The organism is Sphingomonas sp. KC8 (genome assembly GCF_002151445.1).
Classification (GTDB): domain Bacteria; phylum Pseudomonadota; class Alphaproteobacteria; order Sphingomonadales; family Sphingomonadaceae; genus Sphingomonas_E.
In genome coordinates this window covers 2,578,963-2,605,719 of record NZ_CP016306.1, presented here as the reverse complement: position 1 = coordinate 2,605,719, position 26,757 = coordinate 2,578,963, and the positions used below count along the sequence as shown (strand labels likewise).

The window sequence follows — 26,757 nt, the reverse complement described above, 5'->3', positions numbered from 1 at the left end:
AGGGAGGGGTTGGGGGTGGGTTGGCGCGCGCAGCGTGCCTCGTTAGCTTCGCCCGATGCGACGTGTCCCAGAGCAGATGACAGCCAATGCGCGGGCGTTGCGTAATGGCCAGACGGAGGCGGAACGCCTGATCTGGCGGCGGCTATCCAGCTATCGACCACGCTTCACCCGGCAATTGGTTGTTGGTCCCTACATCCTCGACTTCGCCTGTCGGTCAGCAAAGCTTGGGATTGAGTTGGATGGAAGCCAGCATCTCGACGCTGCGGTCTATGATGCGCAGCGGTCCGATTTTCTTGTGGCAAACGGTTGGACTGTCATCCGCTTCTGGAATGGCGAGGTGCGAACCAACCCAGACGGCGTGAGCGAGGCGATCCTTGCAAAGACCGCCGAGTGCCTCGGCGGAACCCACCCCCAGCCCCTCCCTTCCAGGGAGGGGAGGAAGAGGCGCTAACGCCCGCTCGCTTTCTTCGTGCGCAGGGTGGGATCGGCGGCGGCGGGGTCGTCGGGCCAGGGGTGGCGGGGGTAGCGACCGCGCATTTCTTTGGCGACGGCGGACCAGCTGCCCGACCAGAAACCCGGCAGGTCGCGGGTTGTTTGAATCGGCCGGCCGGCGGGGGAGGTGAGGCGCAGCACTAGCGGCACGCGGCCATCGGCGAGCATCGGGTGGCGGGTGAGACCGAACAGGGCCTGCGGGCGCAGTTCCACCGCCGGGCCACCTTCGGCCGCATAATCGATCGCGTGGCTGCTGCCGGCCGGCGAGGCCAGACGCGGCGGGGCGAGGCGATCGACCGCGCGGGCGCCTTCCCACCCGAGCAGGCCATCGAGTGCGCCGGCCAGCATCCCGGGATCGACCGTATCGAGCCGGCGCTTGCGGGTGAGACAGGCGGGGAGCCAATCGTCGAGGCTGGCGATGAGGGCATCGTCGCTGAGATCGGGAATCGATGGATCATGCGCGTGGGCGAAGGCGGCGCGCTGGCGCAGTGCGATCGATCCTTCGGACCATGGCAGCAGATCCAGACCACCGCGGCGCACCCCTTCGAGTAGCGCGGCGGCGATGGCGTCGGCGTCGGGGGCATCATCGGGGCCGCCGCCCAGCCGGACGCTGCCGAGCCGCCGTTCGCGCCGGGCGATGACGCCGCCGGTGGCGGGATCGAAGCGGACGTCGCGAACGGAAGCGATGCGATCGGCGAACAGAGATTCGACCGTGGGCTGATCGATCGGGGCGGCGGACAGGATTCTGGCACCGGCCGCCGACCCTTGCGTTTCGGCGACCGCCAGCCATTCGTTGCGGGCAAGCGGTGAGGCGGGATCGAGGCGAAAACCGCGCCCGCCAACCGCGATCCAATGTTCGCCGGACGCATCGCGCCGCCGGGCGACCCGATCGGGGAAAGCGAGCGCGACGCAGGCGCCGAGTATGTCGCTTTCATTTGTGAGGGAAGGGGTGGGGGGCTGGCGTGGAGGCTCGCTTGCGCTCGCTACCCACCCCCGACCCCTCCCTAGAAGGGAGGGGAGGACTTAGGAGGCGGCGCCAGCGTTTGGCGAGGCCGCGTGCGGCCTCCGCGCGTTTGCCGCGTTCGCTGCGCCAGCGGCGCAGGCGGGTTTCGAGATCGGCGTCATTGCCACCCAGCCCGCGTTCGGACAGCAAAACCGCGACGTCGGCGGCGCAGTCGGCCTGCCCGCGCGTGGCGGCTTCGACCAGCATGTGCGCCAAGCGCGGGGGCAGCGGCAAAGCGGCGATGGCGTGGCCATGCGGGGTCGGCCGGCCATCGCCGTCGATGGCGTTCAGGCTGGTCAGCCGGGCGCGCGCTTCGGCGATGGCGGCGGCGGGGGGCGGATCGATCCAGCGCAGGGTGGCCGGATCGGCAACGCCCCAGATCGCGCAATCGATCAGCAAAGCGGACAGGTCCGCCTCCAGGATTTCGGGCGGATCGAAACGCGGCAGGCCGGCGGTGGCGGCCTCTTCCCACAGGCGATAGGCGACGCCGGGGGCCTGGCGTCCGGCGCGGCCGGCGCGCTGGGTGGCGGCGGCCTGGCTGACCCGTTCGGTGCTGAGGCGGGTGACGCCGGCGGCACGATCATAACGGGGCCGGCGGGCAAGGCCTGAATCGACGACGATGCGGATGCCATCGAGCGTGAGGCTGGTTTCGGCGATGCTGGTGGCGAGCACCACCTTGCGGATGCCGGCCGGAGCCGGGGCGATTGCGGCGCGTTGGTCCGCCGGATCGAGCGTGCCGTGGAGGCGGTGAATGGCGATGGTGGCGGGCAGGCCGGCCAGCCGTTCGGCGGTGCGTTCGATTTCGGCCACGCCGGGCAGGAAGGCGAGGACGCCGCCATCCTGTTCGGTAAGCGCACGGCGGATGGCGGCGGCCATTTCATCTTCGATCCGCGCTTCGGCCTTGCGACCGATATGGCGCAGTTCAAGCGGGAAGCTGCGGCCGGCGCTTTCGATCAGCGGGGCGCCATCCATCAGGGTAGCAAAACGGGTGCCATCGAGCGTGGCGGACATCGCGACGAGGCGCAGATCGGGGCGGAGCGCTGCCTGCGCATCGAGCGCGAGGGCGAGGCCGAAATCGCTGTCGAGGCTGCGTTCGTGGACTTCATCGAACAATACCGCCGACACCCCGGTCAGTTCGGGATCGGCCTGGATGCGGTTGCGGAAAATCCCCTCGGTCAGCACCAGGATGCGGGTGGCGGCGGATCGCCTGGTATCGAGCCGGGTGGCATAGCCGATGGTGCGGCCGACGGGTTCGCCGGCCAGTGCCGCCATCCGTTCGGCGGCCGCGCGCGCGGCCAGCCGGCGGGGGGACAAGAGCAGGATTTCGCCGGTGCACCAGCCTTGATCGAGCAAGGCGGGGGCGACCGCGGTCGTCTTGCCGGCGCCGGGTGGGGCGACGAGCACGAGCGAGGAGCGCGCGGCCAGCGTCGCCAGCAGATCGGGCAATACGGCGTGGATGGGAAGATCGGTCACCGGGGCGGTCTAGACCAATTCGCGCCGGATGGCACCGGCGGCACATGGCCCTCAATAAGCGCGCGACACCGCAAATTCGACCGCTTCGACCAGAGCGGCCTTGGTCTGGCCGCCGCCGATGCCGCCCAGTGCATCGATCGCGCGCTGGCCGTAATGGCGGGCGCGTTCGATCGTGTCGGCCAGCGCGCCAGTGTCGCGCAGCAGGCGGGTGGCGTGGGCGAGATCGTCGTCGGAGACGCGGCGGCCTTCCATCGCGTCGCGCCAGAATTTCTGGTCTTCGGCGGATCCGCGCGCATGGGCCAGGATGACGGGCAGCGTCACCTTGCCGTCGCGGAAATCATCGCCGGTGTCCTTGCCCATGGTGGCGCCATCCGACAGATAATCGATCGCGTCGTCGATCAGCTGGAAAGCGATGCCAAGATTGCGGCCGTAGGAATCGAGCGCGAGTTCGACCGCTTCGTCGCGTTCGGCGACGACCGCCGCGATGCGGCAGGCGGCGGCGAACAAAGCGGCGGTTTTGGCGCCGATGATGTCGAGATAGCGTTCCTCGGTCGTATCGATCCGGCGCTGCGCGGTGAGCTGGTTGACCTCGCCTTCGGCGATCACGGCGGACGCGTTGGACAGGATGCGCAGCACGCGCAAAGATCCATCTTCGACCATCAGTTCGAACGCACGGCTGAACAGGAAATCGCCGACCAGCACACTGGCCGGATTGCCCCAGATCATGTTGGCGGTGCGCTTGCCCCGGCGCAGGCCCGATCCGTCGACGACATCGTCGTGCAGCAGGGTGGCGGTGTGGATGAATTCGACCGACGCGGCGAGCTTGTAATGCCGCGCGCCGCCATATTCGAGCAGGCGCGCACAGGCGAGCGTCAGCATCGGCCGCATCCGCTTGCCACCGCCGGCGATGAGATGGCCGGCCAGTTCGGGGATCAGCGGCACATCGCTCTGCATCCGATCGAGGATCACCGCGTTGACATGGTTCATGTCGGACGCAACGAGGGCGATCATCGGTTCGAGCGACGGGGCGCCCGTGCGGTGCAGCGGAGTGACGGTAGCAGTCATGACAGGAGCGGCCATGGCGTGCGGCGACGTTAAAGGCAAGCCGCACGGGGTTGCGCCCGGCCCCGAACCTCCACAAAAGGGCGGGAACCGTTACCCGAAGGGAAGCCGATGTCCGACGATGTGTTGCAGCGTTACCGCGAAAGCATTGATAATATCGACGCAGCACTCGTCTTCATGCTCGCCGAACGATTCAAGGTGACGCAGGCGGTGGGCCGCCACAAGGCCGAAACCGGGCTGCCGGCGGCCGATCCGGGCCGCGAATCGGCCCAGATCGAACGGCTGCGCACCCTGGCGCGTTCGGCCAATCTGGATCCCGACTTTTCCGAGAAGTTCCTGCGCTTCATCATCGACGAGGTGATCCGCCACCACGCCAAGGCGCGCGGCGACGATTGATCGACAGGTCCGTCAGTTCGCGGGCGCCGGCACCGGTGCGAAATTGGCGTGGACCAGCCACCATTTGCCATTCTGCCGGACATAGACGCGGGTGGACTTGGCGACCGAGGCCGCGACCTTCTGATCTGGCCCCCGCGTGATTCCGGCAAAATTATAGGTGAGGATGGCGGTGTCGCCATAAACCTGCACCTTGGGATTCTGCATGTCGCCGAACAGGGTTTTGCCGCCCGGGGGAATTTCGCTCATCCGCAGCGCCATGGCCTTGCCGTCGATGCGGGTCGGGAAATCGGGGTTGAATTCGGTATAATCGTCCGCGACCGCGGCAAGCTGTTCCGCCGCCGGCTTATCGGCGATTTCGGCGGCCCATTGCGACCGCGCGAGCGCCATGATTTCTGCGGCGACGCGGGGATTTTCCTCGGCCAGCGCGGGGGCAGTGGCGAACAGCAACAGGCCAAAGGTGGCGGTGTGGCGCATCATGCGGGCGCGGATCATGAGCAGACCTCCAGACATTGCAGGGAACGCAACCGAGGGAGGCCTGGGGCTGATGGACACACGCGCCTTTGGCCGAGCACCTGGCCGAAACGATCCGCCCGAGGCCCAGCCCAGTCAAGGACGATAAAGAGAGTGGCGGCTAACCCTATCGCGCCATTCAGGCGTGCGCGTCAGGCCCGAGTGCCGGATCGAGATCGCGCGGGCGGATGAAGCGGACAAGCTGGCCACCGCCCGCCTTCACATCCGCCCAATGATCGACGTCGAAGCTGATTTCGGCGAGGGCCGCGGTGGGGAATTTTTCCTCCACCCGATCGCGCGCCGCATCATCGGCCCGATCGGGGACGAGCATCAGCACGAGATCTTCCATGCCGGGATTATGCCCGCTCATCAGGATCGTATCGGCGCTGTCGGGCGCTTCCTGCACCACATCGAGCAGGGCGGCGGCGGAGGCGAGATAGATGCGCTTGTCGAGTTCGGCATGGATCGATCGGCCATAGCCTTCCCACAGGCCATCGAGCGTTTCGACGACGCGGACGGCGGGCGAGGCCAGCACCAGATCGTAGCGCAGGCCAAGGTCGCGCATATGCTGCCCCATCAGCCGCGCACCGCGCCGGCCGCGCGGGTTGAGCGGGCGATCGAAATCGCGGGCCACCGGATCATCCCAGCCCGATTTCGCATGGCGCAGCAACGTCAGCCTTTTCATGTGCTTTCCGCATCTCCCTTCTCTGGCAGCCTGATGCCGGAATCTTGTTGCGGTGAAAAGACGTTGCCGCCGGACCCGTTGATCGCCGCGACCCGCGCGACCGCTTCGTCGAGCGACAGCCGCCGCACCGGCACGCCGGGGGGAAAGGCATCGAGCAGCCGGGTGGGGGTGGCGGCGGACAGCAGGACGAATGCGCCGCGATCATCAGCCCGCCGGATCAGCCGGCCGAACGCCTGGGCCAAGCGGGCGCGGACCACCCGATCATCATAAGCGGAGCCGCCGCCGGCAGTGCGCCGTGCCGAATGGAGCACGGTGGGGCGCGGCCATGGCACGCCTTCCATCACCACCAGCCTGAGCGATTCGCCGGGCACATCGACCCCGTCGCGCAGCGCATCGGTGCCAAGCAGGCTGGCGCGCGGATCATCGCGAAAGATATCGACCAGCGTGCCGGTGTCGATCGGATCGACATGCTGGGCATACAGCGGCAGGCCATCGCGGGCGAGCCGATCGGCGATGCGGGCATGAACGGCGCGCAGCCGCTGGATCGCGGTGAACAGGCCAAGCGTGCCGCCCCCTGCCGCCTGGATCAGCCGGACATAAGCCAGGCCGAGGGCTGCCAGATCGCCGCGCTTCAGATCGTTGACGATCAGCACTTCGGCGCGCGACGCATAATCGAACGGGCTGGTCGCTTCGAAACGGCGGACGGGGTGATCGAGATGGACCGCGCCGGTGCGCGCTTCGGCGGCCGCCCAATCCTCGCCCCCGCGCAGGGTGGCGGAGGTGACGAGCACGCCTTGCGCCGGTTTCAGAACGGTTTCGGCGAGTGGCCGGGTGGGATCGAGCCAGTGACGGTGGAGGCCGATATCAAATTCGCGCCCCTCGACCCGATCGACCGCGAGCCAATCGACATAATCGGGATCGATCGGCCCGCCGAGGCGACCGAGCAGCGACACCCATGCGCCCAGCAACTGGTTGCGATTGGAAAGACCCGCGATCGCCCCTTCGATGCGGGCGCGGGCGGGGCCGTCGAGCCAGTCCGGCCCGTCGTCCATCACCGCTTCGAGCCGCTGGCGCAGTTTGGCGAGGGGGCGGACGAGGGCTTCCAGCGCCTGGGTGGCCGGGGCAGCGGCTTCGATCAGTGTTGCGTCGAGTTCGGCGGCTTCGGTTTCCAGCCCGTAGCCGGCATCGGCGGCCGACGCGCGGGCGTACACCGTGGCGCGGACGGCGGCGAGCAGCTTTTCGATCGGCCCCATCGGTTCGCCTTCGGCCAGCCGGCCCAACCACGAATCGGCGGGCAGTGCGCCTGCGGCCATCACGGCGGCTTCGATCGCGAGCGCGCCTTCCTCGTCATAGGAGCCGACATCGGACAGGCGCGCGGACAGGCCACGCCGGCGCCCACGCGATTTGCCTTCGGGGCCGACGATCCAGCGGCGCAGTTCGATCGCTTCCTGGCCCGTCAGCGCGGCGGCGAAGGTGGAATCGGCGGCGTCGAAGAGATGATGGCCTTCGTCGAACACCAGGCGGGCGAGCGGTGCGCCTTCGTCGCGGCGGCGCTGGGCCAGAATCATCACCAGCGCATGGTTGGCGATGACGAGATCGGCCCCTTCGGCGGCGCGGGCCGACCGTTCGATGAAGCATTTGCGGTAATGCGGGCAGCCGGCATAGACGCATTCGCCGCGCCGATCGGTGAGCGCGGTCGATCCCGCACGGCGGAACAGAGTGGGCAGCCAGCCGGGCAGATCGCCGCCGACCATATCGCCATCGCGGCTATAGGCCGCCCAGCGCGCGACCAGGTGGGCCAGTATCGCCGCGCGGCCCTGAAACCCGCCCTGCAGCGCATCTTCCAGATTGAGCAGGCAGAGATAATTTTCGCGGCCCTTGCGCACGACGACTTTACGCGCGCGATCATTGGGATTGGGGAAGATGCGCTGGGTTTCGCGGTCGAGCTGGCGTTGCAGCGCCTTGGTGTAGGTGGAAATCCAGACGGTGCCGTCGGCCGCGCCCGCCCACAAGGCGGCGGGCGCGAGATAGCCCAATGTCTTGCCGATGCCGGTGCCGGCTTCGGCCAGCAGCATATTGGGCCGGCCTTCGCCCAGCCGTGGATCGAACGCGCGGGCGGCGGCGGCGGCATAAGCGCGCTGGCCTTCGCGCACTTCGGCGCCGGTGCCGACGAGGCGCGCGAGCATCGCATCGGTTTCCGCCTCATCCAGCACCACCGGGCGGGGCTGGGGGCGGGGGGCGGCTTCGTCCCATTCGGGCAGTTTGGCAAACAGCCAGCGTTCGGCGCGTTCGGGCTGGGCGATCCGATCGGCCAGTACCGGCGACCACGGCCAGCGCAGCCGGGCGAGCGCCTGGGCCGCGGTCCATGCGCCTTCGCGCTCGGCCCAATCGGCGGCGGCGAGGCGGGCAAGCAGCGCGCGCGCGGCATCGAGCAGGAAGGCGGGGGCGGCGGCATCGTCGGCCGGCGGGGTCAGCCCCAGCGCGCGGGCGAGGCCTGCCGGGGTGGGGACGACGAAACGGGCCGGATGGATGAAGGCGAACAGTTCGAGCAGATCGAGGCCGGCCAGTTCGCCATAGCCGAGGCGCGTCGCGACGACGGGTGCATTGAGCATCACCGCCGGGGTTTCGGCGGCGAGCGCGATCGCTTCGCCCCGGCCGGCCCGGCGGGTGGCGCCATCGGGGGCGGCGATCCAGATCCCGCCATGGGTGGCGTGGATGGCGGGCCAGGGAAGGGAAGCGGACACGCCCCTTCCTTAGCGGGCCGCGAACGGGAGGGGAACGAAAAGCCGCGCCGGGGGAGGAAATCGCGCTATCGGACAAGGGCCGCGACGAATTTTTCCACTTCGGGCAGCCGATCGAAATGGATGTTGCCGTCGATATCGGCGGCGGGATCGCCATGGACCAGAATCATCGCGGCATTGCCCGCGCCCTTGCTGTCGACCATCCCCACGATCCCGCCGAGAATGCGATCACGGCTGATTTCCATCAACGGCAGGCGGTGCCACGGCAGGCTCCACACCACCCGCCGATCGGTGACGGTGAGGCGGATGAACGGCGCGCGGGCAACCCCGAGCAGGAAGCCCGGATGGCGGCGCAACAATAATAGAATGACCAGCAGCACCAGCAGAAAAAGCACCACCGTTCCGCCGATCGCAAACGCCATCAGGCGCGGCGTCTGCGGCTTGGGCCACCACATCGCCCATAGCAGGAAGCTGAGCGTCCAGCCCTGCAGCGCGACGCAGCCGGCCATGATCAGGCTTCCCGCTGGCATCGCGCGCAGCCCTGGCCGGGCGACATAGAGCGCCTGTTCGGGCAGCGGATCGAGCCGCCGGACATAAAGCACAGGCAGATTCGCGCCGGATTCGGTGACGTCTGGTTCGGCGGCGGGCATATAGCACCCCGTTTCCCGGCCTTGAAGCGGCCGGAGATTTCCATCCGGCGCGGAATCGCTCTAAGGCGTCGCCAGACACGCTAACCGACACGGGAACAGATGGCAAACGACCTCCGCGCAGCCGCCCTCGACAGCAAGGCATGGCCCTTCGAGGAGGCCCGCAAGCTCCTGAAACGCTACCCGCAAGGGGCGCCGGCCAAGGGCCATGTGCTGTTCGAAACCGGCTATGGCCCATCGGGCCTGCCGCATATCGGCACCTTCAACGAAGTGCTGCGCACGACGATGGTGCAGCATGCGTTCGAAGCTTTGTCGGACATTCCGACCCGGCTGATCGCGTTTTCGGACGATATGGATGGCCTGCGCAAGGTGCCGGACAATGTGCCCAACAAGGCGATGCTGGCCGAATATCTCGGCAAGCCGCTGACCAAGGTGCCCGATCCGTTCGAGAAGTATGAAAGCTTCGCGCACCATAATAATGCGATGCTGCGCGAGTTCCTCGATCGCTACGGCTTCGACTATGAATTCCTGTCGGCGACCGAACAATATGGATCGGGCCGGTTCGACGAGACGCTCAAAAGCGTGCTGCGCCACTATCAGGGCATCATGGACGTGATGCTGCCGACCTTGCGCAAGGAACGGCAGGCGACCTATTCGCCGGTGCTGCCGATCAGCCCGAAAAGCGGCATCGTGCTGCAGGTGCCGGTCGAGGTGGTCGACGCGGACGCCGGTCTCGTCCGGTTCGAGGATGACGGCGAAATCGTCACCCAGTCGATCCTCGGCGGGGCAGCCAAGCTCCAGTGGAAGGTCGACTGGGCGATGCGCTGGGTGGCGCTGGGCGTCGATTATGAAATGGCCGGCAAGGATCTGATCGATTCGGTGACGCAATCGGGCAAGATCGCCCGCGTGCTCGGCGCCCGCCCGCCCGAAGGCTTCAACTACGAGATGTTCCTCGACGAAAAGGGCGAGAAGATCTCCAAGTCCAAGGGCAATGGGCTGAGCCTCGAACAGTGGCTGACCTACGGCCCCGAGGAGAGCCTGGCTTTCTACGCCTATCGCGAGCCGAAAAAGGCGAAGTCCCTGCACATGGGCGTGATCCCGCGCGCGGTGGACGATTATTGGCAGTTCCGCGCGGCTTGGGCTGGCCAGCCGATCGAACAGCGGCTCGGCAATCCGGTGCACCATATCCACAATGGCCAGGTGCCGGCCGAAACGCTGCCGATCACCTTCGGCCTGCTGCTCAATCTGGTGGGCGTGCTGGGCGATGCGGATGAGGCGCAGGTGTGGGGCTATCTGGCCAATTATGTGCCCGACGCCAACGCCGAAACCTATCCCGAACTGGCCCGGCTGATCGGCCATGCGCTGGCCTATCACCGCGATTTCGTCGCGCCGACTTTGGTGCGCCGCAAGCCCGATGAGCGCGAAATGGGCGCGCTGACGGAACTGGACGCCAAGCTCGCGGCCTTGGGCGAGGATGCCGACGCCGAAGCGATCCAGAACGAGGTCTATGAAATCGGCAAGGCGCATTTCGGCAAGGAAGCGTTGCGCGACTGGTTCAAGGCGCTCTACGAAACCCTGCTCGGCACCAGCCAGGGGCCGCGCATGGGCAGCTTCATCAAGCTGTACGGGGTTGCGAACAGCCGCCGGCTGATTGGCGAGGCACTGGCCTGAGCGCGTTTTCGAGTGGGTCGTTCACGGCCGACTTGAGAAATAAGACTTCGTCACCCCGGACTTGTTCCGGGGTCCATCTCTCCGCGAACGCTGTCGCAAGAGCTTCTTGTCATAGCACTTGTTGCACCGTGGACCCCGGATCAAGTCCGGGGTGACGGAAGGAGTGAAGGACGCCCCGCCCGGCAAGCCCCCTCCCGTAGGCGGGAGAGGGCCGTTCGTCGCTTACTTGGCCGCCTTCACGCTGGCGATCCAATTGTCGATCTTCTTTTCGAGCACCGTCATCGGCAGGGCGCCGGTCATCAGCACCTGGGCGTGGAAATCGCGCGGGTCGAACTTGGCGCCCAGTTCCTGCTGCGCCTTCGCCTTCAGCCGCGACATGGTGAGCTGGCCGATCTTGTAGGCCAGCGCCTGACCCGGCCAGGCGATGTAGCGTTCAACCTCGGCGGTAGCGTCGGTTTCGCCCATGCTGGAATTGGCGAGCATATATTGGATCGCCTGTTCGCGGGTCCAGCCCTTGGCGTGGATGCCGCTATCGACGACGAGGCGCATCGCGCGCAGCATTTCATCGTCCAGCCCGCCGAACCGCTCATACGGGTCGGTTTCCATGCCGAGTTCCTTCCACAAGGTTTCGGCATAAAGGCCCCAGCCTTCGGCATAAGCGGTGTTGCCGCCGTAACGCATGAAGGCAGGCAGGCGGTCATTCTCCTGCGCGAGGCTGATCTGGAAATGATGCCCCGGTGCGCCTTCGTGGAGATAGAGCGTTTCCATCCCCGGCGTGGTGCGCGATGGCAGATCATAGGTGTTGAAGTAGAACACGCCGGGGCGGTTCTTCGACGGGTCCTTGGGATCATAGACCCCGCTTTCATACGAACCGCCGGCTGCCGTCTTTTCGCGATAGGCTTCGTAATAGCGGATTTCGAGCGGGGTTTTGGGGATGGTCGAGAATTGTTCGGCGATCCGCGCGTCGACCTTCTTGCCGATGGCGTAATAGCCGTCGACCAGCTGCTGCTTGGACGTGGGTTTGAATTTCGGATCGGTGCGGATGTAGTGGAAAAATTCGGCCAGCGTGCCCTTGAAGCCCACCTTCTGCTTGATCGCTTCCATCTCGCTTTTGATCCGCGCCACTTCGGACAGGCCGAGATTATGGACATAATCCGGGGTGAGCGGCAGCGTGGTGAGCTGTTCGATCGCGGCGCGATAGACGATATCACCGCCCTTCATGCTGCCGATGCCGACGGTTTCACGCGCCACCGGCAGATATTCATTCTTGAGGAAATCGCGCAGGCGGGTGTGAACCGGGATCAGTTCGTCGCGGATCGCGGCGGCATAAGCGGCCTTCAGCCGCACCTGATCGGCGGGTGATATGCCATCGGGAAATTTGCTGACCGGGCCGTAGAACACTGAACCTTCGACGCCCTGGTTGATGATGGCGTCGAGCTGGCCGATCATGTTGCTGACCGTCATCTTCGACTGGACGACGCCCGATTGCATGCCTTGGCGAAAGCGCCCGATCGAACGGTCGATCAGGACGACATATTCCTTGTGGCGTTTCAGGTTGTTTTCGTAATCGGCGACCGTCTTGAACGGGGCGGCCCCCTGACCCGAGGCAAAGCCCGGATAGAAGGTGTGGAAGCCGGTGAAATGGTCGATCGGGCGAACCGCGACCAGCGCCAGCATTTCAGGGGTGAGATTGTTCAGCGCGTTGACCGTCTGCCATTCGAACACGTCGTAGGCGATCTGATCGGTGGCATCGAGCTTGCTGCGGTCGATCGCGCGGAGACGCTTCAGATCGTCTTCGCCGGCGGCACGTTCGGCATCGTAATAAGCGTCGCTTACGAAATCGCCGAGATGATCGGCATAACGCAGGTCCCCCCGGAAGATGGCGTAGACCGGGTTGCGTTTGAGATATGCTTCATCGCTTTCGTGGAACAGGCGGTGAAGCTGGTCATGGAGGGGGGCGGTGGTGGCGGCTGCGGCCGGCGGCTGCGCGAAGGCGGCGGCGGGGATCATCAGCGTGGCGCAAACGGATGCCAGCAGGATATTGCGAACGGTCATTCATGGCTCCTTCAAGGGAGGAATGACGCCCGATTTAGTCGGCTAATACACCAGCCGCAATGGCCCGGAGCGGGAAGCGCCGGGCCATTGCGTGGAAAGTCACCAGAAAAAGTTGCGGTGCGCTTCGATCACGCGCCCGTTGCGGGTGTTCACCAGCAGCACATCGTTGCCGTAGCGCACCCAGCGGCTATAGCCGGTCGTGCGCGGCAGGCGGTAGCGATAGGGATCGGAGATCACGTAGCGCGACGCATAATAAGGCGATCCCAGCCGCGCGCCGACATTGACCGGCCGATAGGCATAACCGCGCGGGCCGACATAGGCCGGACGGTGATAGACGTTGCGGTTGCTGCGGCGATAATCGCGCCAGTCTTCCCGATATTCGCGTTTGGCTTCGCGGACATCCTGGCGCTGGTCGCGCACGTCATGCCGGTCGCCATGGTGGCGGGCATCGCGCAGATCGCGTTGTTCCTGACGGATATCCTGCCGATCGCGGCGCAGCTCGGCCGTCTGGGCTGAGGCCGCGACAGGGAAGGCCGTGGCGGCGATCAGCGCCGAGAAGATCAGTTTACGCATGGTTTCAACTCCTTCCACAAAAGCCGGATGGCCTGCATCCGTCTCGATCCGTTGATTCGCACAGCGCGGGTGAACGCGTTGAAAACGCGATCGTCAGGCGAGAGACAGGAACAAGGCATAGAAAGGACGCTGTTTTTCAGGGCTGCAACAGAGTGGCGGGGATGAAAGAAAAGCCCGGAGCGGGGGGCGCTCCGGGCCATCGTTGCCGTGCAGGCCTGTCCGCGTCAGCGGTAGAAGAAGGAATAGATGATATCTTCGATCAGCCCGTTGGCGATGTTGATCAGCACCACATCGTCATAATAGCGCACCCAGCGATAGGGGCCGTGGGCGGGCGGCAGGCGATATTGCCAGGGATCGCTGATCCAGTAGCCGCTGCCATAATAATAATCGGGCATGCGGTAGCCGGGCGACCAGCGGCGATAATCATAACCCGGCCGGCCATAATAACGCGGCACACGGTAGATATGCCGGTTGCTGGTGCGGTAATTCTGCCAGTTGTAGCGGCGATCGTTGCGCCAGTCGCGGCTCCACCGGTCGCGCTGGTCATCGCGATTGTCCCAGCGGCCGCGCTCATCCCAGCGATTGTCGCGGTTGCCCCATTGGGTGCGATCATTGCCGCGGCGATCGTCGCGGTTGTTCCAGCGGGTGCCGCTTTCGACGCGGGGATTGGGGCGATCGCGCTGCCAGTCGGGCTGGCGATTCTGCCAATGGCCCGATGGGCCGCCGACGGCGACACTGGAACCCGGCTGGCGATCGCGTCCATCATCGCGTCGGCCGTCATCTCGCCGGCCATCGCCGCGATTGCCACGCCAGCCTTCGCGACCGGAATCGCCGCTCTGCCCGACCGCCATCCGGCTGCCCGGCGAACCACCCCGATCCGGCCGGGCATCCGGCCGGCCTTCGCGCGATTGCGGGCGATCGCGCCCTGATTGCCAATCCTGTGCCTGCGCGGCGAGCGGGGCTGCGGTGGTTGCCGCCAGCAGCAGGGCCGCCAATGTCCTACGCATCATCGTCGATACTCCTCACCCGGCGCAACGCGGCGCGCCACCGTGAGCCAAGGATTAGGCCGAGTCCACTGATCGGAGGCTGAACCCCTTTGTCAGCGAAATGAAAGCTAGGGCTTGGGCGGCTGTGCCGGTTTGGCCGGGGTGAAGGCGGGAATCGCGTGGGCCGCGTCTTCGGGATCGATGCCCGGTGGTGGGGCGGCGGCGATCATTTCGGCCCCGGCGGCCACGCGCACCGCATGGCGCACCGCGCGGCGGATGCGCGGATAGGTGCCGCAGCGGCAGATGTTGGTGATCTCCGCATCGATTTCGGCATCGCTGGGATTGGGGTTGCGTTCCAGCATCGCGGCGACGGCCATGATCATGCCCGACTGGCAATAGCCGCATTGCGGCACGCTTTCGGCCACCCACGCCTGCTGCACCGCGTGGCTGCGATCACGCGACAGGGCTTCGATCGTGGTGACGAAGCTGCCTTCGATCGCGCCGATCGGCACCTGGCAGGATCGCATCGCCGCGCCGTCGACATGGACCGTACATGCGCCGCACAGCCCCGCCCCGCAGCCATATTTGGTGCCGGTAAGGTTCGATGCGTCGCGGAGCGCCCACAGAAGGGGCGTTTCCGGGTCCATCCGATAGTGGACAGGCTGGCCGTTGACCGTGAAGCGCGTCATGACAAGGCATCGCATAGACGGAGGAGCGGGAGCATGGGAAGCGAAAGGATCGTCATCACGCGCGATGGCGCGGTGGCGCATGTCGAAATGGCGCGGCCCGACAAGCTGAACGCGATGGATGGCGATTTCTTTGGCGAACTGGGCGATGCGTTCCGATCGCTTGGCAGCGATGCCGGGGTGCGTGGCATATTGCTGTCAGGGCAGGGGCGGCATTTCAGCGCCGGGCTGGATCTGGGCTGGGCGGCGGAACAGTTCGCGCCGTCGCGTGATCCGGGGCGCTGGTCCGAAAAACAGCATCGCGACATTCGCGCGTTGCAGGCGGCGGTGAATGCGGTGGAAGACGCGCGGCCGCCGGTGGTGGCGGCCGTCCATGGCGGGTGCATTGGCGGCGCGGTCGATCTGGCGTGCGCGTGCGATCTGCGCGTGGCGAGCGCGGATGCGTGGTTCCAGGTGGCCGAGATTGATGTCGCGATCACCGCCGATCTGGGCACCTTGCAACGCTTGCCGCACCTGATCCCCGGCGGGATCGCGCGCGAACTGGCGTTGACGGGGCGCAAGATGCCAGCGGACGAGGCCGCGCGCTGGGGCTTCGTCAATCGGGTGACGGCCGATCGTGACGCGGCGATCGCGGCGGGGCTGGAGCTTGCCGGGATGATCGCGGCGAAATCGCCGATGGCGGCGGCGGGCACCAAGGCGTCGCTCAACCACAGCCGGGGGCGGCCGATCGCCGATGGCATGGCGCATGTCGCGCTGTGGAATGCAGCGACCCTTGCGAATGGCGATCTGCACGCCATCTCCAGTGCAAAGGCGAAGGGCGTTCCGCCCACCTTCCCCGATCTGGATTGAACGATTGATGCGCCAGCCGACCTTCTTCATCCCCCATGGCGGGGGACCGTGCTTCTTCATGGATGATCCCGCCGGCATGTGGAGCCGGATGGAGACGTTCCTGGCCCGCTTCATCGCCGACCTGCCCGAACGGCCCAAGGCGCTGCTGGTGGTATCCGGCCATTGGGAGGAGCCGGGCTTTGCGGTGCAGGATGGCGCGAAGCCGGGGCTGCTTTATGATTATTATGGTTTTCCCGATCATACCTATCAGCTGCGCTGGGATGCGCCGGGCGCGCCGGATGTGGCGGACCGGGCGGCGACGCTGCTGGCCGATGCCGGTTTCCCGACGGCGCGCGATGGTGCGCGCGGCTGGGATCATGGCGTGTTCGTGCCGCTGAAGGTGGCGGTGCCCGGCGCCGATATCCCGACCGCCCAGCTTTCGCTGCGCGCCGATCTGGATCCGGCCGCCCATATCGCGGCGGGGCGGGCGCTGGCACCATTGCGCGATGAAGGCGTGCTGATCGTGGGTTCGGGGATGAGTTTCCACAATATGCGCGTGCGCAACGGCGATGCGACGGCGCCCGCCGATCTGTTCGATGCCGCGCTGACCGAAGCGGTAACCGATCCCGATCCGCAGGCGCGGGATGCACGGCTGGCGGCATGGGAGGCGATGCCGCACGCCCGCTTCGCCCACCCGCGTGAGGAACATCTGATCCCGCTGATGGTGGCGGCCGGTGCAGGCGCGGACGATGCGGGTGCCCATGTGTTCGGCGATCATGTGATCGGCTGGAAGGTTTCGGGTTATCGTTTCGGCTGAGAGGAGCGGACGGGCCTTTCCAACGCCCTGAAAGCGCGGCACTATCCGCCCGAAGTTTTAGGGGGATCAGGATGCGCGCCGGACCGTGGATGCTGCCGTTGCTATGCCTGTCCGCCCCGGCGCTGGCGCAAAGCGCGCAGGGCGATGTCGCCGTCACCATCTACAATAATGATCTGGCACTGGTGCAGGATGTGCGGCAGATCGCCATTCCGGCGGGCCGCAGCCGGCAGGAATTTCCCGATGTGTCGGCGCGCATCCGCCCCGAAACGGTGAGTTTTGCCGCCGCCGACACCGGGATCATCGAACAGAATTTCGATTATGATCTGCTGTCGCCATCGAAACTGATGGAAAAAGCGGTCGGGCGCACCGTCACCATCGTCCGCACCAATCCGGCCAATGGCGCCGAGACGCGCGAACAGGCCAAGATCCTGGCGGTGAATGGCGGCGTCGTCCTCCAGATCGGCCAGCGGATCGAAGTGCTGCGCGACGATGGCCTGCCGGTGCGGGTGATCTTCGACAAGGTGCCCGATAATCTGCGCGCACGGCCGACCCTGTCGATCACCATCGACAGCGCACGCGCGGGAACGCGGCCGGCGCGATTGTCGTACCTTACCCCCGGCCTTGGCTGGAACGCCGATTATGTCGCGCGGTTCGACGAGGCGGCGGGCAAGATCGACGTGCAGGGGTGGGTGACGCTCAACAATTCCACCGGCACCAGCTTTGCCAATGCCGATGTCGTGATGGTGGCCGGCAACCCCAGCCAGAATGGGCGGAGCAGGCCGATGCCGGGACGGCGCGATCCGGCGCTCACCCGCGCCGGCACCGAAAGCGGGACGCGTGAACGGCTGGGCGATTATTATCTCTATCCGCTGAAAGAACGGACGACGATCGCCGACGCGCAGACCAAGCAGGTCAGCTTCCTCGACGTGCAGGGCACGCCGGCGCGCAAGGCGTATGAATATCGCGTCGGCTGGCTGCAGACGATCGAAGAACCGCAGAGTGCGGCCACCGTGCTGAAATTCACCAGCAGCAAGGATGGCGGCCTTGGCGATCAACTGCCCGCCGGCACGGTGCGGGTCTATATGAAGGACGCCAAGGGCGATCCCCAGTTCATCGGCGAAAACGCTATTCCGCACACGCCGATGGGATCGGAACTGGCGATCCGCACCGGCGAGGCGTTCGACGTCAAGGTGAAGAGCGTCGTTACCGAACGCACCCGGCTGGACAGCCGTCGCTGGCGCACCGCGATGCGCTACACCTTGACCAATGCGCGGCCCGATGCCGTGACGGTCGACCTGATCCAGGATGGGCTGGATTGGGCGTGGACGGACACGCGGATCACCGCCGAAAGCCAGAAGAGCGATCGGCCATCCTCCAATTCGGCGCAGTGGAAGGTGGCGGTGCCGGCCAATGGCGAAAGTGAGCTGACCGCGACCTTCGAAACCCGTTTCTGATTCCCGTGCGCGCAGCCTTCGCCTTGCTGTTGGCGCTGGCCGGCCCGGCACAGGCAGCCGTTGTTGCGTCGCCGGGACCGCAGGCCGTGTCGGTCACCGTCTACCGCAACCCCGATCGCGGCACCGACGATGCGATGAACCTGCGCTGGTTGCGCGGTTTTGCGCTGATTACCGAAACCCGCACGGTGACCTTGCCGGTGGGGCAATCGGAAATCCGGTTCGAAGGCGTTGCCGGCGGCATCCTGCCGCAAAGCGCGATCGTCACCGGCCTGCCCGGCGGGGTGGATGAAAAGAATCGCGACGCAAGGCTGCTGTCGCCGGGCGCGCTGCTCGACGGGCATCTCGGCCGACGCGTCCATATCCGCCGCACCGACCGGGCGACCGGGGTAGTGCGCGAAATGGACGCGGTGGTGCGGGCCGGGCCGGGCAATGGCGTGGTGCTGGAAACCGCCGATGGGATCGAGGCGCTGGGCTGTTCGGGGCTGCCCGAAGCCTTGCGCTATGATGCGGTGCCCGAAGGCCTGTCCGACAAGCCGACATTGGCGGTGACGACGCGCAGCGCGACGGGCGGCACGGCGACGGTGACGCTCTCCTACCTCGCGGACAGCTTCGACTGGCAGGCCAATTATGTCGCGCAGGTGGCCGAGGATGGCCGCAGCCTCGATCTGTTCGGTTGGGCAACCCTGGCCAATGGCAATGGCGAAAGCTTTGTCGCCGCACGCACGCAGGTGGTGGCGGGGACGCTCAATCGCGAGGCGGTGGAAAACGACAGCGACCCGTTCATGCCGCAACTGAATCTGGCCTGCTGGCCGATGGGGACGACGAGCGACGTGGATATGAGTGTGCCGCCGCCTGCGCCACCGATGCCGGCACCGATGGCGATGAGCGACATCGTCGTCACCGCGCAGCGCCGATCGGAAGTGATGATGGCCGCGCCGGTTGCGGCAATGACCGCCGCGCAGGAAGAACTGGGGGACCTCAAGCTCTATCGCATTCCCGAGCCGGTGACGGTGGCGGCCAATGCGATGAAGCAGGTCGCGTTGCTCGATCGCCGCAAGGTGCCGTTTGACCGGATCTATCGCGCGGTTGCGACGATGGATGGCGATGCGGATGCCGCCGAAACCGAAATCCTGCTGCGGATGAAGAATGTGACTGGCAAGGGCCTCGGCCTGCCGCTGCCCGCCGGGCAGGTCGCGATCTTCGAGCCATCGGCGATCCGGCCGATGCTGGCGGGCGAAACCACGCTCAGCGATACGGCGATCGGGCAGGATATCCAACTGGTCGTCGGGCAATCACCGCAGGTGCGGATCACCCAGCGCAGCCTTGATCCCGAAGACGATGATCAGACCCGCAAGCGCCGGTTCGAAATCACGCTCAGCAACGCCAATCCTTATCCGGTCACGGTCGAAGTGAGCCTCAGCCGCTATAGCGCCACGCTCAACATAGACCGACCGAGCGTGAAGCTGCGCGAAAAGGATGGGCGGCCGACATGGTTCGCCCAGGTGCCGGCCAATGGCACGGCCAGCCTTGGCTACACCGTGCGCCGCGATCGGAAGCCCGACTGATCCGCGTCAGGCGGCCGGCAGCGGCCGGGGGCGGTGATTCTCATCAAGCGCGACGAAGGTGAACAGCCCTTCGGTCACCTTCACCTCGCGCGCGCCGCGATCGCGGGTCGCGATCACCTCGATCCGGATGCCCAGCGACGTGCGCCCGCGCCGTTCGACGGTGGCGTACACCGAAATCAGATCGTGCAGCAGGATCGGCGCGATGAACGCCATCGAATCGATCGCCACCGTCGCGGTGGCGCCTTGCGCCTCGCGATGGGCGATGATGCCGCCGGCAATGTCCATCTGGCTCAGCACCCAGCCGCCGAAGATATGCCCGTTGGAATTGATGTCGCCGGGCTGCGGCACGACGCGCAGGATCGGTTCGCGCGGGCAATCGGGGCGGGCAGCGTCAGTCATGCGTGTCATCCTTGCGTGCAACATCCTCGTCATGGCCGGACGCCGAACTCATGAACACCAGCAGCATCAGCGCGGCCGCCAGCAGCACCGACGCGCCGACTCCGGCGACGGTGGCGATGATCATGTGGATCGAGATCAGCCCGCCTTCGACGTGGAGATAATAAAGGGCACCGATCACCGCGACGAACGAGACGAGAATCATCCAGCGCATCAGCCGCCAGTAGCGCTTCCACATGGCGGCAGCACGAACGGGATCGGAAAGCGCGGGGCGATGGTCTGTCATCCCTTCCATTTGGGCGCTCGGCATGTTTTCATCAAGCATAAGCGGCGCGAAAGACCGCTTTGCGTAACGGGACCAAGGAGGCCGACATGACGATAGCGACGATACTCGGTGGCAAGGGCCATGCGGTCATCAGCGTATCGACGGGGACGCCCGTGTCGGACGTGGTCGCGCTGATCGCCAGCAAGCGCATCGGCGCGGTGCCGGTGATGGACGGCGATACGGTGGCGGGCATCCTGTCCGAACGCGACATCATCTATCATCTGCAAAGCGATGGCGCGGCGATCCTCGATTGGCCGGTGGAAAAGGTGATGACCGCGCCGGCGATCACTGTCGCCGGCGATGTCCGGATCCTGCACGCGCTGTCGCTGATGACCAAGCGGCGGGTGCGCCACCTGCCGGTGGTGGATCAGGGCCGGCTGGTCGGCCTGGTGTCGATCGGCGATCTGGTGAAGGCGCGGATCGACCGGATCGAAGCCGAAGCCAACGCCATGCGGGATTATATCCAGGGCGCCTGAACCGACCGGAACGCGCGCCGCGTGTATGTACACACATACGCGCGCGCGCCCGCACCGTCTTATATCTCTAAAACAGTAACCGGGTTCATCATCGCGGACGGTCATTCCACCGCTGCGGCTGATGAGGCCGTTCGATTCGTTGATTGATTCGGTTGTTAACGAATCGATTGATGCGGGGTTTTGGTGGGTTGGAAAGTGGCTTGTGGTGCGGGTTTTGGGGTGATTTGGTGGGGATTGGGGTGGGTGATTTGGGGTTGGGTGCTGGAATCGGTTGGTGGTGTGGGGTGTGGGGTGCGGGGTTGGCGGTGTAGGATTAAACTGTTTTATTTCAGTATGTTGTAAGGAGTTTGCAACAAAAGTGCAAAAGGGTGTTGACGGGTGGGGGCGTCGCCCATAGAAGCCACGTCACCGGCAGCGGTGACACGGACTTTCCGGGTTGCTTCTACGCCTCTCCAGATCGGTAAAACGGTCTCCTCGGATAAAAACGGGGACGGAGAGGTAGTCGGTTCTTTCTCATTGTTGGATTGATGAAGGGACATGTGGGCGGCGGCCCCGGTCTGCGAAGGCTTCAAGGCTTCGTGTGATCGGTTAAATCAGGCCGTTCCTATATGTCTCAATATGCAAATACCATGTATATTGTGCAGGAATGGCTCCTTGAAATGCCGGCTGCTTCGCGGTTTTCCCCGCGTGGTTGTCGGTCATCAACTTGAGAGTTTGATTCTGGCTCAGAACGAACGCTGGCGGCATGCCTAACACATGCAAGTCGAACGAAGGCTTCGGCCTTAGTGGCGCACGGGTGCGTAACGCGTGGGAATCTGCCCTTAGGTACGGAATAACAGTGAGAAATTACTGCTAATACCGTATGATGTCGCAAGACCAAAGATTTATCGCCTAAGGATGAGCCCGCGTAGGATTAGCTAGTTGGTGAGGTAAAAGCTCACCAAGGCGACGATCCTTAGCTGGTCTGAGAGGATGATCAGCCACACTGGGACTGAGACACGGCCCAGACTCCTACGGGAGGCAGCAGTGGGGAATATTGGACAATGGGCGAAAGCCTGATCCAGCAATGCCGCGTGAGTGATGAAGGCCTTAGGGTTGTAAAGCTCTTTTACCCGGGAAGATAATGACTGTACCGGGAGAATAAGCCCCGGCTAACTCCGTGCCAGCAGCCGCGGTAATACGGAGGGGGCTAGCGTTGTTCGGAATTACTGGGCGTAAAGCGTACGTAGGCGGCTTTGTAAGTTAGAGGTGAAAGCCCGGGGCTCAACCCCGGAATTGCCTTTAAGACTGCATCGCTTGAACGTCGGAGAGGTGAGTGGAATTCCGAGTGTAGAGGTGAAATTCGTAGATATTCGGAAGAACACCAGTGGCGAAGGCGGCTCACTGGACGACTGTTGACGCTGAGGTACGAAAGCGTGGGGAGCAAACAGGATTAGATACCCTGGTAGTCCACGCCGTAAACGATGATAACTAGCTGTCCGGGTACTTGGTACTTGGGTGGCGCAGCTAACGCATTAAGTTATCCGCCTGGGGAGTACGGCCGCAAGGTTAAAACTCAAAGAAATTGACGGGGGCCTGCACAAGCGGTGGAGCATGTGGTTTAATTCGAAGCAACGCGCAGAACCTTACCAACGTTTGACATCCCTATCGCGGTTACCAGAGATGGTTTCCTTCAGTTCGGCTGGATAGGTGACAGGTGCTGCATGGCTGTCGTCAGCTCGTGTCGTGAGATGTTGGGTTAAGTCCCGCAACGAGCGCAACCCTCGCCTTTAGTTGCCATCATTTAGTTGGGCACTCTAAAGGAACCGCCGGTGATAAGCCGGAGGAAGGTGGGGATGACGTCAAGTCCTCATGGCCCTTACGCGTTGGGCTACACACGTGCTACAATGGCAACTACAGTGGGCAGCAAGCCGGCGACGGTGAGCTAATCTCCAAAAGTTGTCTCAGTTCGGATTGTTCTCTGCAACTCGAGAGCATGAAGGCGGAATCGCTAGTAATCGCGGATCAGCATGCCGCGGTGAATACGTTCCCAGGCCTTGTACACACCGCCCGTCACACCATGGGAGTTGGATTCACCCGAAGGCGCTGCGCTAACCCGCAAGGGAGGCAGGCGACCACGGTGGGTTTAGCGACTGGGGTGAAGTCGTAACAAGGTAGCCGTAGGGGAACCTGCGGCTGGATCACCTCCTTTCTAAGGATAGACGAGAAAGCGCTGGCGCTTGACGCTGGAAGAGCTTCTCCTCTTTCTAAAGAACATAGCCGCCGTCCTCATGTCCCTTCATCCTGGAGATCAGCTTGCTGATCGAACCGAGCGCTACGCAAGTGGCGTGGTTTGATTGGTTTAGCTGAGCGCCTGAGCGGCCTTCCGCGTCCGCGGCCTTTTTAAGGTCGGTCGGGTGACGCGTTGGGGCCGGTAGCTCAGGTGGTTAGAGCGCACGCCTGATAAGCGTGAGGTCGTAGGTTCAACTCCTACTCGGCCCACCAGCGCAACGATACTCAACCATACGGGGCCTTAGCTCAGCTGGGAGAGCGGTTGCTTTGCAAGCATCAGGTCATCGGTTCGATCCCGATAGGCTCCACCATTTCGCGCTGATAGCGCGGCCGGTTCGGCATGGTGGCCTTGAGGTTGGTATCGTGTTTACTCCAGGAATGAAGACAAGCCTTTACGGGGCCACAAGCCCCGTGATCGGGGCATTTGGCCCCACTCTTTGACATTGTGAATGGGTTCTAGAAATCGATGCCGTGGTGGCGCGGTTTCGCTTCTTTCGGGAAGGGAAATTGTGACCATTGCAAATTGATTACTATTGCTGAGCGATTATCCATATCGCTGGTGCGGTACTGATTTATCAGTGCTGTCATTGGTGGTGTGGACTCTCAAGCGTGAGGTAAGGGCATTTGGTGGATGCCTTGGCATGCACAGGCGATGAAGGACGTGGCACGCTGCGATAAGCGTCGGTGAGGTGTGAGCAACCTTTGACCCGACGATTTCCGAATGGGGAAACCCATCCTCACCATTTAATTTGATCCGTGCTTCGGCGCGGTTCGAGTTAAATGGGAAGGATATCACCGAAGTGAATACATAGCTTTGGTGAAGCGAACCCGGGGAACTGAAACATCTCAGTACCTGGAGGAAAAGACATCAACCGAGATTCCGTAAGTAGTGGCGAGCGAACGCGGACCAGGCCAGTGCCTGACATTCAACTAGCAGAACGATCTGGAAAGTTCGGCCATAGCGGGTGATAGCCCCGTATGCGAAAGTGATGTGTCAGGACTTGAGTAGGGCGGGACACGTGTAATCCTGTCTGAATATAGGGGGACCACCCTCTAAGCCTAAATACTCGTGCATGACCGATAGCGAACAAGTACCGTGAGGGAAAGGTGAAAAGCACCCCGATGAGGGGAGTGAAACAGTACCTGAAACCGAATGCCTACAAGCAGTTGGAGGGGCTTTATGCCCTGACAGCGTACCTCTTGCATAATGGGTCTGTGACTTAATGTATCAAGCAAGCTTAAGCCGTTAGGTGTAGGCGCAGCGAAAGCGAGTCTGAATAGGGCGACTTAGTTTGATGCATTAGACCCGAAACCCGGCGATCTAGGCATGACCAGGATGAAGGTGGGGTAACACCCACTGGAGGTCCGAACCGATTAACGTTGAAAAGTTACCGGATGAGTTGTGTTTAGGGGTGAAAGGCCAATCAAGCCGGGAAATAGCTGGTTCTCCGCGAAAACTATTGAGGTAGTGCCTCGGACGAATACCAATGGGGGTAGAGCACTGGATGGATGCGGGGGTCGCGAGATCTACCAACTCTAACCAAACTCCGAATACCATTGAGTACTATCCGGGAGACAGACGGCGGGTGCTAAGGTCCGTCGTCAAGAGGGAAACAGCCCTGACCTACAGCTAAGGTCCCCAAGTCGTGTCTAAGTGGGAAAGCATGTGGGAATCCCAAAACAGCCAGGAGGTTGGCTTAGAAGCAGCCATCCTTTAAAGAAAGCGTAACAGCTCACTGGTCTAAACAAGGGTTCCTGCGGCGAAGATGTAACGGGGCTCAAGACACGCACCGAAGCTTAGGGTGTGATCTTTGATCACGCGGTAGCGGAGCGTTCCGTAAGCCGTCGAAGCGGTCTGGTAATGGACCGTGGAGGTATCGGAAGTGCGAATGCAGACATGAGTAGCGATAAACAGGGTGAGATGCCCTGTCGCCGAAAGACCAAGGGTTCCTGCGCAAGGCTAATCCGCGCAGGGTGAGCCGGCCCCTAAGACGAGCCCGAAGGGGGTAGTCGATGGGAACCACGTTAATATTCGTGGGCCTGGTGGTGTGTGACGGATCTCGTGTGTTGTACGTCCTTATTGGATTGGACGTGCTTCGAAGAGGTTCCAGGAAATAGCCCCACCGTATAGACCGTACCCGAAACCGACACAGGTGGTCTGGTAGAGTATACCAAGGCGCTTGAGAGAAGTGTACTGAAGGAACTCGGCAAATTGCCTCCGTACCTTCGGAAGAAGGAGGCCCCACATTAAGGCAACTTTTTGTGGGGGGCACAGGCCAGGGGGTAGCGACTGTTTAGCAAAAACACAGGGCTCTGCTAAGTCGGCTTCAAGACGACGTATAGGGTCTGACGCCTGCCCGGTGCCTGAAGGTTAAGTGGAGGGGTGCAAGCTCCGAAATGAAGCCCAGGTAAACGGCGGCCGTAACTATAACGGTCCTAAGGTAGCGAAATTCCTTGTCGGGTAAGTTCCGACCTGCACGAATGGCGTAACGACTTCCCCACTGTCTCCAGTACATGCTCAGCGAAATTGAATTCTCCGTGAAGATGCGGAGTACCCGCGGTTAGACGGAAAGACCCCGTGCACCTTTACTGCAGCTTCAGAGTGGCATTAGGAAAGAACTGTGTAGCATAGGTGGGAGGCTTTGAAGCATTGGCGCCAGCCGATGTGGAGCCATAGGTGAAATACCACCCTGTTGTTTTCTGATGTCTAACCTCGAACCATGAAACTGGTTCAGGGACCCTCTGTGGCGGGTAGTTTGACTGGGGCGGTCGCCTCCTAAAGAGTAACGGAGGCGCGCGAAGGTTGGCTCAGGCCGGTTGGAAACCGGCTGTTAGAGTGCAATGGCATAAGCCAGCCTGACTGCGAGACTGACAAGTCGAGCAGAGACGAAAGTCGGTCATAGTGATCCGGTGGTCCCTCGTGGAAGGGCCATCGCTCAACGGATAAAAGGTACGCCGGGGATAACAGGCTGATAACCCCCAAGAGCTCATATCGACGGGGTTGTTTGGCACCTCGATGTCGGCTCATCACATCCTGGGGCTGGAGCAGGTCCCAAGGGTTTGGCTGTTCGCCAATTAAAGTGGTACGTGAGCTGGGTTCAGAACGTCGCGAGACAGTTTGGTCCCTATCTGCCGTGGGCGTCGATATTTGAGAGGAGTTGACCCTAGTACGAGAGGACCGGGTTGAACGTACCTCTGGTGGACCTGTCGTTCTGCCAAGAGCGCAGCAGGGTAGCTATGTACGGACGGGATAACCGCTGAAAGCATCTAAGCGGGAAGCCTCCCTCGAGATAAGATATCATAGAGCCGTCGAAGACCACGACGTTGATAGATCGGATGTGGAAGTGGAGTAATCCATGGAGCTAACCGATACTAATTGCTCTATTCGCGCTTTGAGAGTCCCACCATCAATGACAGCACTGAGCCTGTCATCTGATGCGGATGATCATCAGCAACAGTAAGCTTGCACGATTTCTAGAACATCCCGCTGCGCCCGCTCCATAGCTTGGTGACCATAGCGTCTGTGACCCACCCGATCCCATCCCGAACTCGGCCGTGAAACCAGACAGCGCCGATGGTACTATTGCTTAAGTAATGGAAGAGTAGGTCGTCGCCAGGCTTTGAAGCCGGCGCAGCATGGATGTT

The 26,757-nt window shown here is 63.6% G+C and carries 19 protein-coding genes, 2 tRNA genes, 3 rRNA genes and 1 pseudogene; 13 read left to right on the top strand and 12 right to left on the bottom strand.

All coding sequences use genetic code 11. The annotated features are described in order from the left end of the window. Positions 1 to 76 precede the first annotated feature (76 nt). On the top strand, positions 77 to 451 hold the full coding sequence (locus KC8_RS12280) for an endonuclease domain-containing protein (RefSeq protein WP_010123174.1): 375 nt from the start codon (positions 77 to 79) through the stop codon (positions 449 to 451). Here KC8_RS12280 and hrpB read toward each other — a convergent pair. Together hrpB and KC8_RS12270 are read right to left on the bottom strand one after the other, a co-directional pair. Further along, a pseudogene (hrpB, locus tag KC8_RS12275) lies at positions 448 to 2,968 on the bottom strand (ATP-dependent helicase HrpB). The gene KC8_RS12280 and the pseudogene hrpB overlap by 4 nt on opposite strands. A 51-nt stretch (positions 2,969 to 3,019) precedes the next feature. Further along, positions 3,020 to 4,033, bottom strand: coding sequence for a polyprenyl synthetase family protein (locus KC8_RS12270; RefSeq protein ID WP_010123175.1), 1,014 nt, complete (start codon positions 4,031 to 4,033; stop codon positions 3,020 to 3,022). Positions 4,034 to 4,141: 108 nt separating this feature from the next. Here KC8_RS12270 and KC8_RS12265 point away from each other — a divergent pair, with 108 nt between their 5' ends. Continuing rightward, complete coding sequence (locus tag KC8_RS12265; protein ID WP_010123176.1) at positions 4,142 to 4,426, top strand: chorismate mutase; 285 nt, start codon at positions 4,142 to 4,144, stop codon at positions 4,424 to 4,426. A 12-nt stretch (positions 4,427 to 4,438) separates the two neighbouring features. Here KC8_RS12265 and KC8_RS12260 read toward each other — a convergent pair whose 3' ends face one another. The 4 genes from KC8_RS12260 to KC8_RS12245 form a co-directional block, all read right to left on the bottom strand. Further along, positions 4,439 to 4,918, bottom strand: a complete 480-nt coding sequence (locus tag KC8_RS12260; RefSeq protein ID WP_010123178.1) for a nuclear transport factor 2 family protein — start codon at positions 4,916 to 4,918, stop codon at positions 4,439 to 4,441. Between the two features lie 157 nt (positions 4,919 to 5,075). Beyond that, positions 5,076 to 5,621 carry a SixA phosphatase family protein gene (locus KC8_RS12255; RefSeq protein WP_010123180.1) on the bottom strand — a complete coding sequence of 182 codons (546 nt, stop codon included), beginning with the start codon at positions 5,619 to 5,621 and terminating at the stop codon, positions 5,076 to 5,078. Next, complete coding sequence (locus KC8_RS12250) at positions 5,618 to 8,365, bottom strand: ATP-dependent DNA helicase (RefSeq protein ID WP_010123181.1); 2,748 nt, start codon at positions 8,363 to 8,365, stop codon at positions 5,618 to 5,620. Before KC8_RS12250 ends, KC8_RS12255 begins: the two co-directional genes overlap by 4 nt. A 65-nt stretch (positions 8,366 to 8,430) precedes the next feature. Continuing rightward, positions 8,431 to 9,012, bottom strand: coding sequence for a hypothetical protein (locus KC8_RS12245; RefSeq protein WP_010123182.1), 582 nt, complete (start codon positions 9,010 to 9,012; stop codon positions 8,431 to 8,433). Between the two features lie 99 nt (positions 9,013 to 9,111). Between KC8_RS12245 and KC8_RS12240 the strand changes: the two genes are divergently transcribed. Further along, positions 9,112 to 10,680, top strand: coding sequence for a lysine--tRNA ligase (locus KC8_RS12240; RefSeq protein ID WP_010123183.1), 1,569 nt, complete (start codon positions 9,112 to 9,114; stop codon positions 10,678 to 10,680). Positions 10,681 to 10,902: 222 nt separating this feature from the next. Here KC8_RS12240 and KC8_RS12235 read toward each other — a convergent pair whose 3' ends face one another. The 4 genes from KC8_RS12235 to KC8_RS12220 all read right to left on the bottom strand — a co-directional run bounded on the left by KC8_RS12235 (position 10,903) and on the right by KC8_RS12220 (position 14,983). Further along, complete coding sequence (locus tag KC8_RS12235) at positions 10,903 to 12,735, bottom strand: DUF885 domain-containing protein (protein ID WP_010123184.1); 1,833 nt, start codon at positions 12,733 to 12,735, stop codon at positions 10,903 to 10,905. A 99-nt stretch (positions 12,736 to 12,834) separates the two neighbouring features. Beyond that, on the bottom strand, positions 12,835 to 13,308 hold the full coding sequence (locus KC8_RS12230) for an RcnB family protein (RefSeq protein ID WP_010123185.1): 474 nt from the start codon (positions 13,306 to 13,308) through the stop codon (positions 12,835 to 12,837). A gap of 224 nt (positions 13,309 to 13,532) precedes the next feature. Further along, positions 13,533 to 14,318 (bottom strand): RcnB family protein, encoded by a 786-nt coding sequence (locus KC8_RS12225; RefSeq protein ID WP_083831147.1) that lies wholly within the window; start codon positions 14,316 to 14,318, stop codon positions 13,533 to 13,535. A 104-nt stretch (positions 14,319 to 14,422) separates the two neighbouring features. Continuing rightward, entirely contained in the window at positions 14,423 to 14,983 is a 561-nt protein-coding gene (locus KC8_RS12220; protein WP_010123188.1) for a (2Fe-2S)-binding protein, read from the bottom strand. A gap of 33 nt (positions 14,984 to 15,016) precedes the next feature. On the opposite strand from KC8_RS12220, the gene KC8_RS12215 reads away from it, so the two are divergent. From KC8_RS12215 to KC8_RS12200, 4 genes are all read left to right on the top strand, one after another. Continuing rightward, positions 15,017 to 15,829 (top strand): enoyl-CoA hydratase-related protein, encoded by an 813-nt coding sequence (locus KC8_RS12215; protein WP_010123189.1) that lies wholly within the window; start codon positions 15,017 to 15,019, stop codon positions 15,827 to 15,829. A gap of 7 nt (positions 15,830 to 15,836) precedes the next feature. Beyond that, positions 15,837 to 16,625: a DODA-type extradiol aromatic ring-opening family dioxygenase gene (locus tag KC8_RS12210; RefSeq protein WP_010123190.1), complete on the top strand. Its 789-nt coding sequence runs from the start codon at positions 15,837 to 15,839 to the stop codon at positions 16,623 to 16,625. A 71-nt stretch (positions 16,626 to 16,696) separates the two neighbouring features. Beyond that, the gene (locus KC8_RS12205) at positions 16,697 to 18,079 is read left to right on the top strand and encodes a DUF4139 domain-containing protein (RefSeq protein WP_029624221.1); all 1,383 of its coding nucleotides are present in this window, start codon (positions 16,697 to 16,699) and stop codon (positions 18,077 to 18,079) included. A gap of 5 nt (positions 18,080 to 18,084) precedes the next feature. Beyond that, positions 18,085 to 19,644, top strand: coding sequence for a DUF4139 domain-containing protein (locus KC8_RS12200; RefSeq protein ID WP_010123192.1), 1,560 nt, complete (start codon positions 18,085 to 18,087; stop codon positions 19,642 to 19,644). 6 nt (positions 19,645 to 19,650) lie between these two features. Here the strand turns inward: KC8_RS12200 and KC8_RS12195 are convergent, their stop codons facing one another. Then, positions 19,651 to 20,043 carry an acyl-CoA thioesterase gene (locus KC8_RS12195; protein ID WP_010123194.1) on the bottom strand — a complete coding sequence of 131 codons (393 nt, stop codon included), beginning with the start codon at positions 20,041 to 20,043 and terminating at the stop codon, positions 19,651 to 19,653. Further along, the gene (locus KC8_RS12190; protein ID WP_308733427.1) at positions 20,036 to 20,326 is read right to left on the bottom strand and encodes a hypothetical protein; all 291 of its coding nucleotides are present in this window, start codon (positions 20,324 to 20,326) and stop codon (positions 20,036 to 20,038) included. Before KC8_RS12190 ends, KC8_RS12195 begins: the two co-directional genes overlap by 8 nt. 86 nt (positions 20,327 to 20,412) lie before the next feature. Between KC8_RS12190 and KC8_RS12185 the strand changes: the two genes are divergently transcribed. From KC8_RS12185 to rrf, 6 genes are all read left to right on the top strand, one after another. After that, positions 20,413 to 20,841 carry a CBS domain-containing protein gene (locus KC8_RS12185; RefSeq protein ID WP_029624222.1) on the top strand — a complete coding sequence of 143 codons (429 nt, stop codon included), beginning with the start codon at positions 20,413 to 20,415 and terminating at the stop codon, positions 20,839 to 20,841. Between the two features lie 702 nt (positions 20,842 to 21,543). Next, a 16S ribosomal RNA gene (locus tag KC8_RS12180) occupies positions 21,544 to 23,032 on the top strand. Positions 23,033 to 23,248: 216 nt separating this feature from the next. After that, positions 23,249 to 23,325, top strand: a tRNA-Ile gene (locus KC8_RS12175). Between the two features lie 22 nt (positions 23,326 to 23,347). Continuing rightward, positions 23,348 to 23,423: transfer RNA gene (locus tag KC8_RS12170), tRNA-Ala, on the top strand. Between the two features lie 294 nt (positions 23,424 to 23,717). Further along, positions 23,718 to 26,507, top strand: a 23S ribosomal RNA gene (locus KC8_RS12165). Positions 26,508 to 26,616: 109 nt separating this feature from the next. Continuing rightward, positions 26,617 to 26,731 (top strand): 5S ribosomal RNA (rrf, locus tag KC8_RS12160). Together the 16S, 23S and 5S rRNA genes with 2 tRNA genes alongside form the textbook arrangement of a ribosomal RNA operon. Positions 26,732 to 26,757: the final 26 nt, after the last annotated feature.

Bases quoted from the DNA above. Each gene is read 5' to 3' on its own strand.
- KC8_RS12235 (WP_010123184.1), bottom strand. From the start codon at position 12,735: ATGACCGTTCGCAATATCCTGCTGGCATCCGTTTGCGCCACGCTGATG.
- KC8_RS12205 (WP_029624221.1), top strand. From the start codon at position 16,697: ATGCGCGCCGGACCGTGGATGCTGCCGTTGCTATGCCTGTCCGCCCCG.
- KC8_RS12225 (WP_083831147.1), bottom strand. From the start codon at position 14,318: ATGATGCGTAGGACATTGGCGGCCCTGCTGCTGGCGGCAACCACCGCA.
- KC8_RS12265 (WP_010123176.1), top strand. From the start codon at position 4,142: ATGTCCGACGATGTGTTGCAGCGTTACCGCGAAAGCATTGATAATATC.
- KC8_RS12270 (WP_010123175.1), bottom strand. From the start codon at position 4,033: ATGACTGCTACCGTCACTCCGCTGCACCGCACGGGCGCCCCGTCGCTC.
- KC8_RS12245 (WP_010123182.1), bottom strand. From the start codon at position 9,012: ATGCCCGCCGCCGAACCAGACGTCACCGAATCCGGCGCGAATCTGCCT.
- KC8_RS12255 (WP_010123180.1), bottom strand. From the start codon at position 5,621: ATGAAAAGGCTGACGTTGCTGCGCCATGCGAAATCGGGCTGGGATGAT.
- KC8_RS12220 (WP_010123188.1), bottom strand. From the start codon at position 14,983: ATGACGCGCTTCACGGTCAACGGCCAGCCTGTCCACTATCGGATGGAC.
- KC8_RS12230 (WP_010123185.1), bottom strand. From the start codon at position 13,308: ATGCGTAAACTGATCTTCTCGGCGCTGATCGCCGCCACGGCCTTCCCT.
- KC8_RS12280 (WP_010123174.1), top strand. From the start codon at position 77: ATGACAGCCAATGCGCGGGCGTTGCGTAATGGCCAGACGGAGGCGGAA.
- KC8_RS12215 (WP_010123189.1), top strand. From the start codon at position 15,017: ATGGGAAGCGAAAGGATCGTCATCACGCGCGATGGCGCGGTGGCGCAT.
- KC8_RS12210 (WP_010123190.1), top strand. From the start codon at position 15,837: ATGCGCCAGCCGACCTTCTTCATCCCCCATGGCGGGGGACCGTGCTTC.
- KC8_RS12185 (WP_029624222.1), top strand. From the start codon at position 20,413: ATGACGATAGCGACGATACTCGGTGGCAAGGGCCATGCGGTCATCAGC.
- KC8_RS12190 (WP_308733427.1), bottom strand. From the start codon at position 20,326: ATGACAGACCATCGCCCCGCGCTTTCCGATCCCGTTCGTGCTGCCGCC.
- KC8_RS12195 (WP_010123194.1), bottom strand. From the start codon at position 20,043: ATGACTGACGCTGCCCGCCCCGATTGCCCGCGCGAACCGATCCTGCGC.
- KC8_RS12260 (WP_010123178.1), bottom strand. From the start codon at position 4,918: ATGATCCGCGCCCGCATGATGCGCCACACCGCCACCTTTGGCCTGTTG.
- KC8_RS12240 (WP_010123183.1), top strand. From the start codon at position 9,112: ATGGCAAACGACCTCCGCGCAGCCGCCCTCGACAGCAAGGCATGGCCC.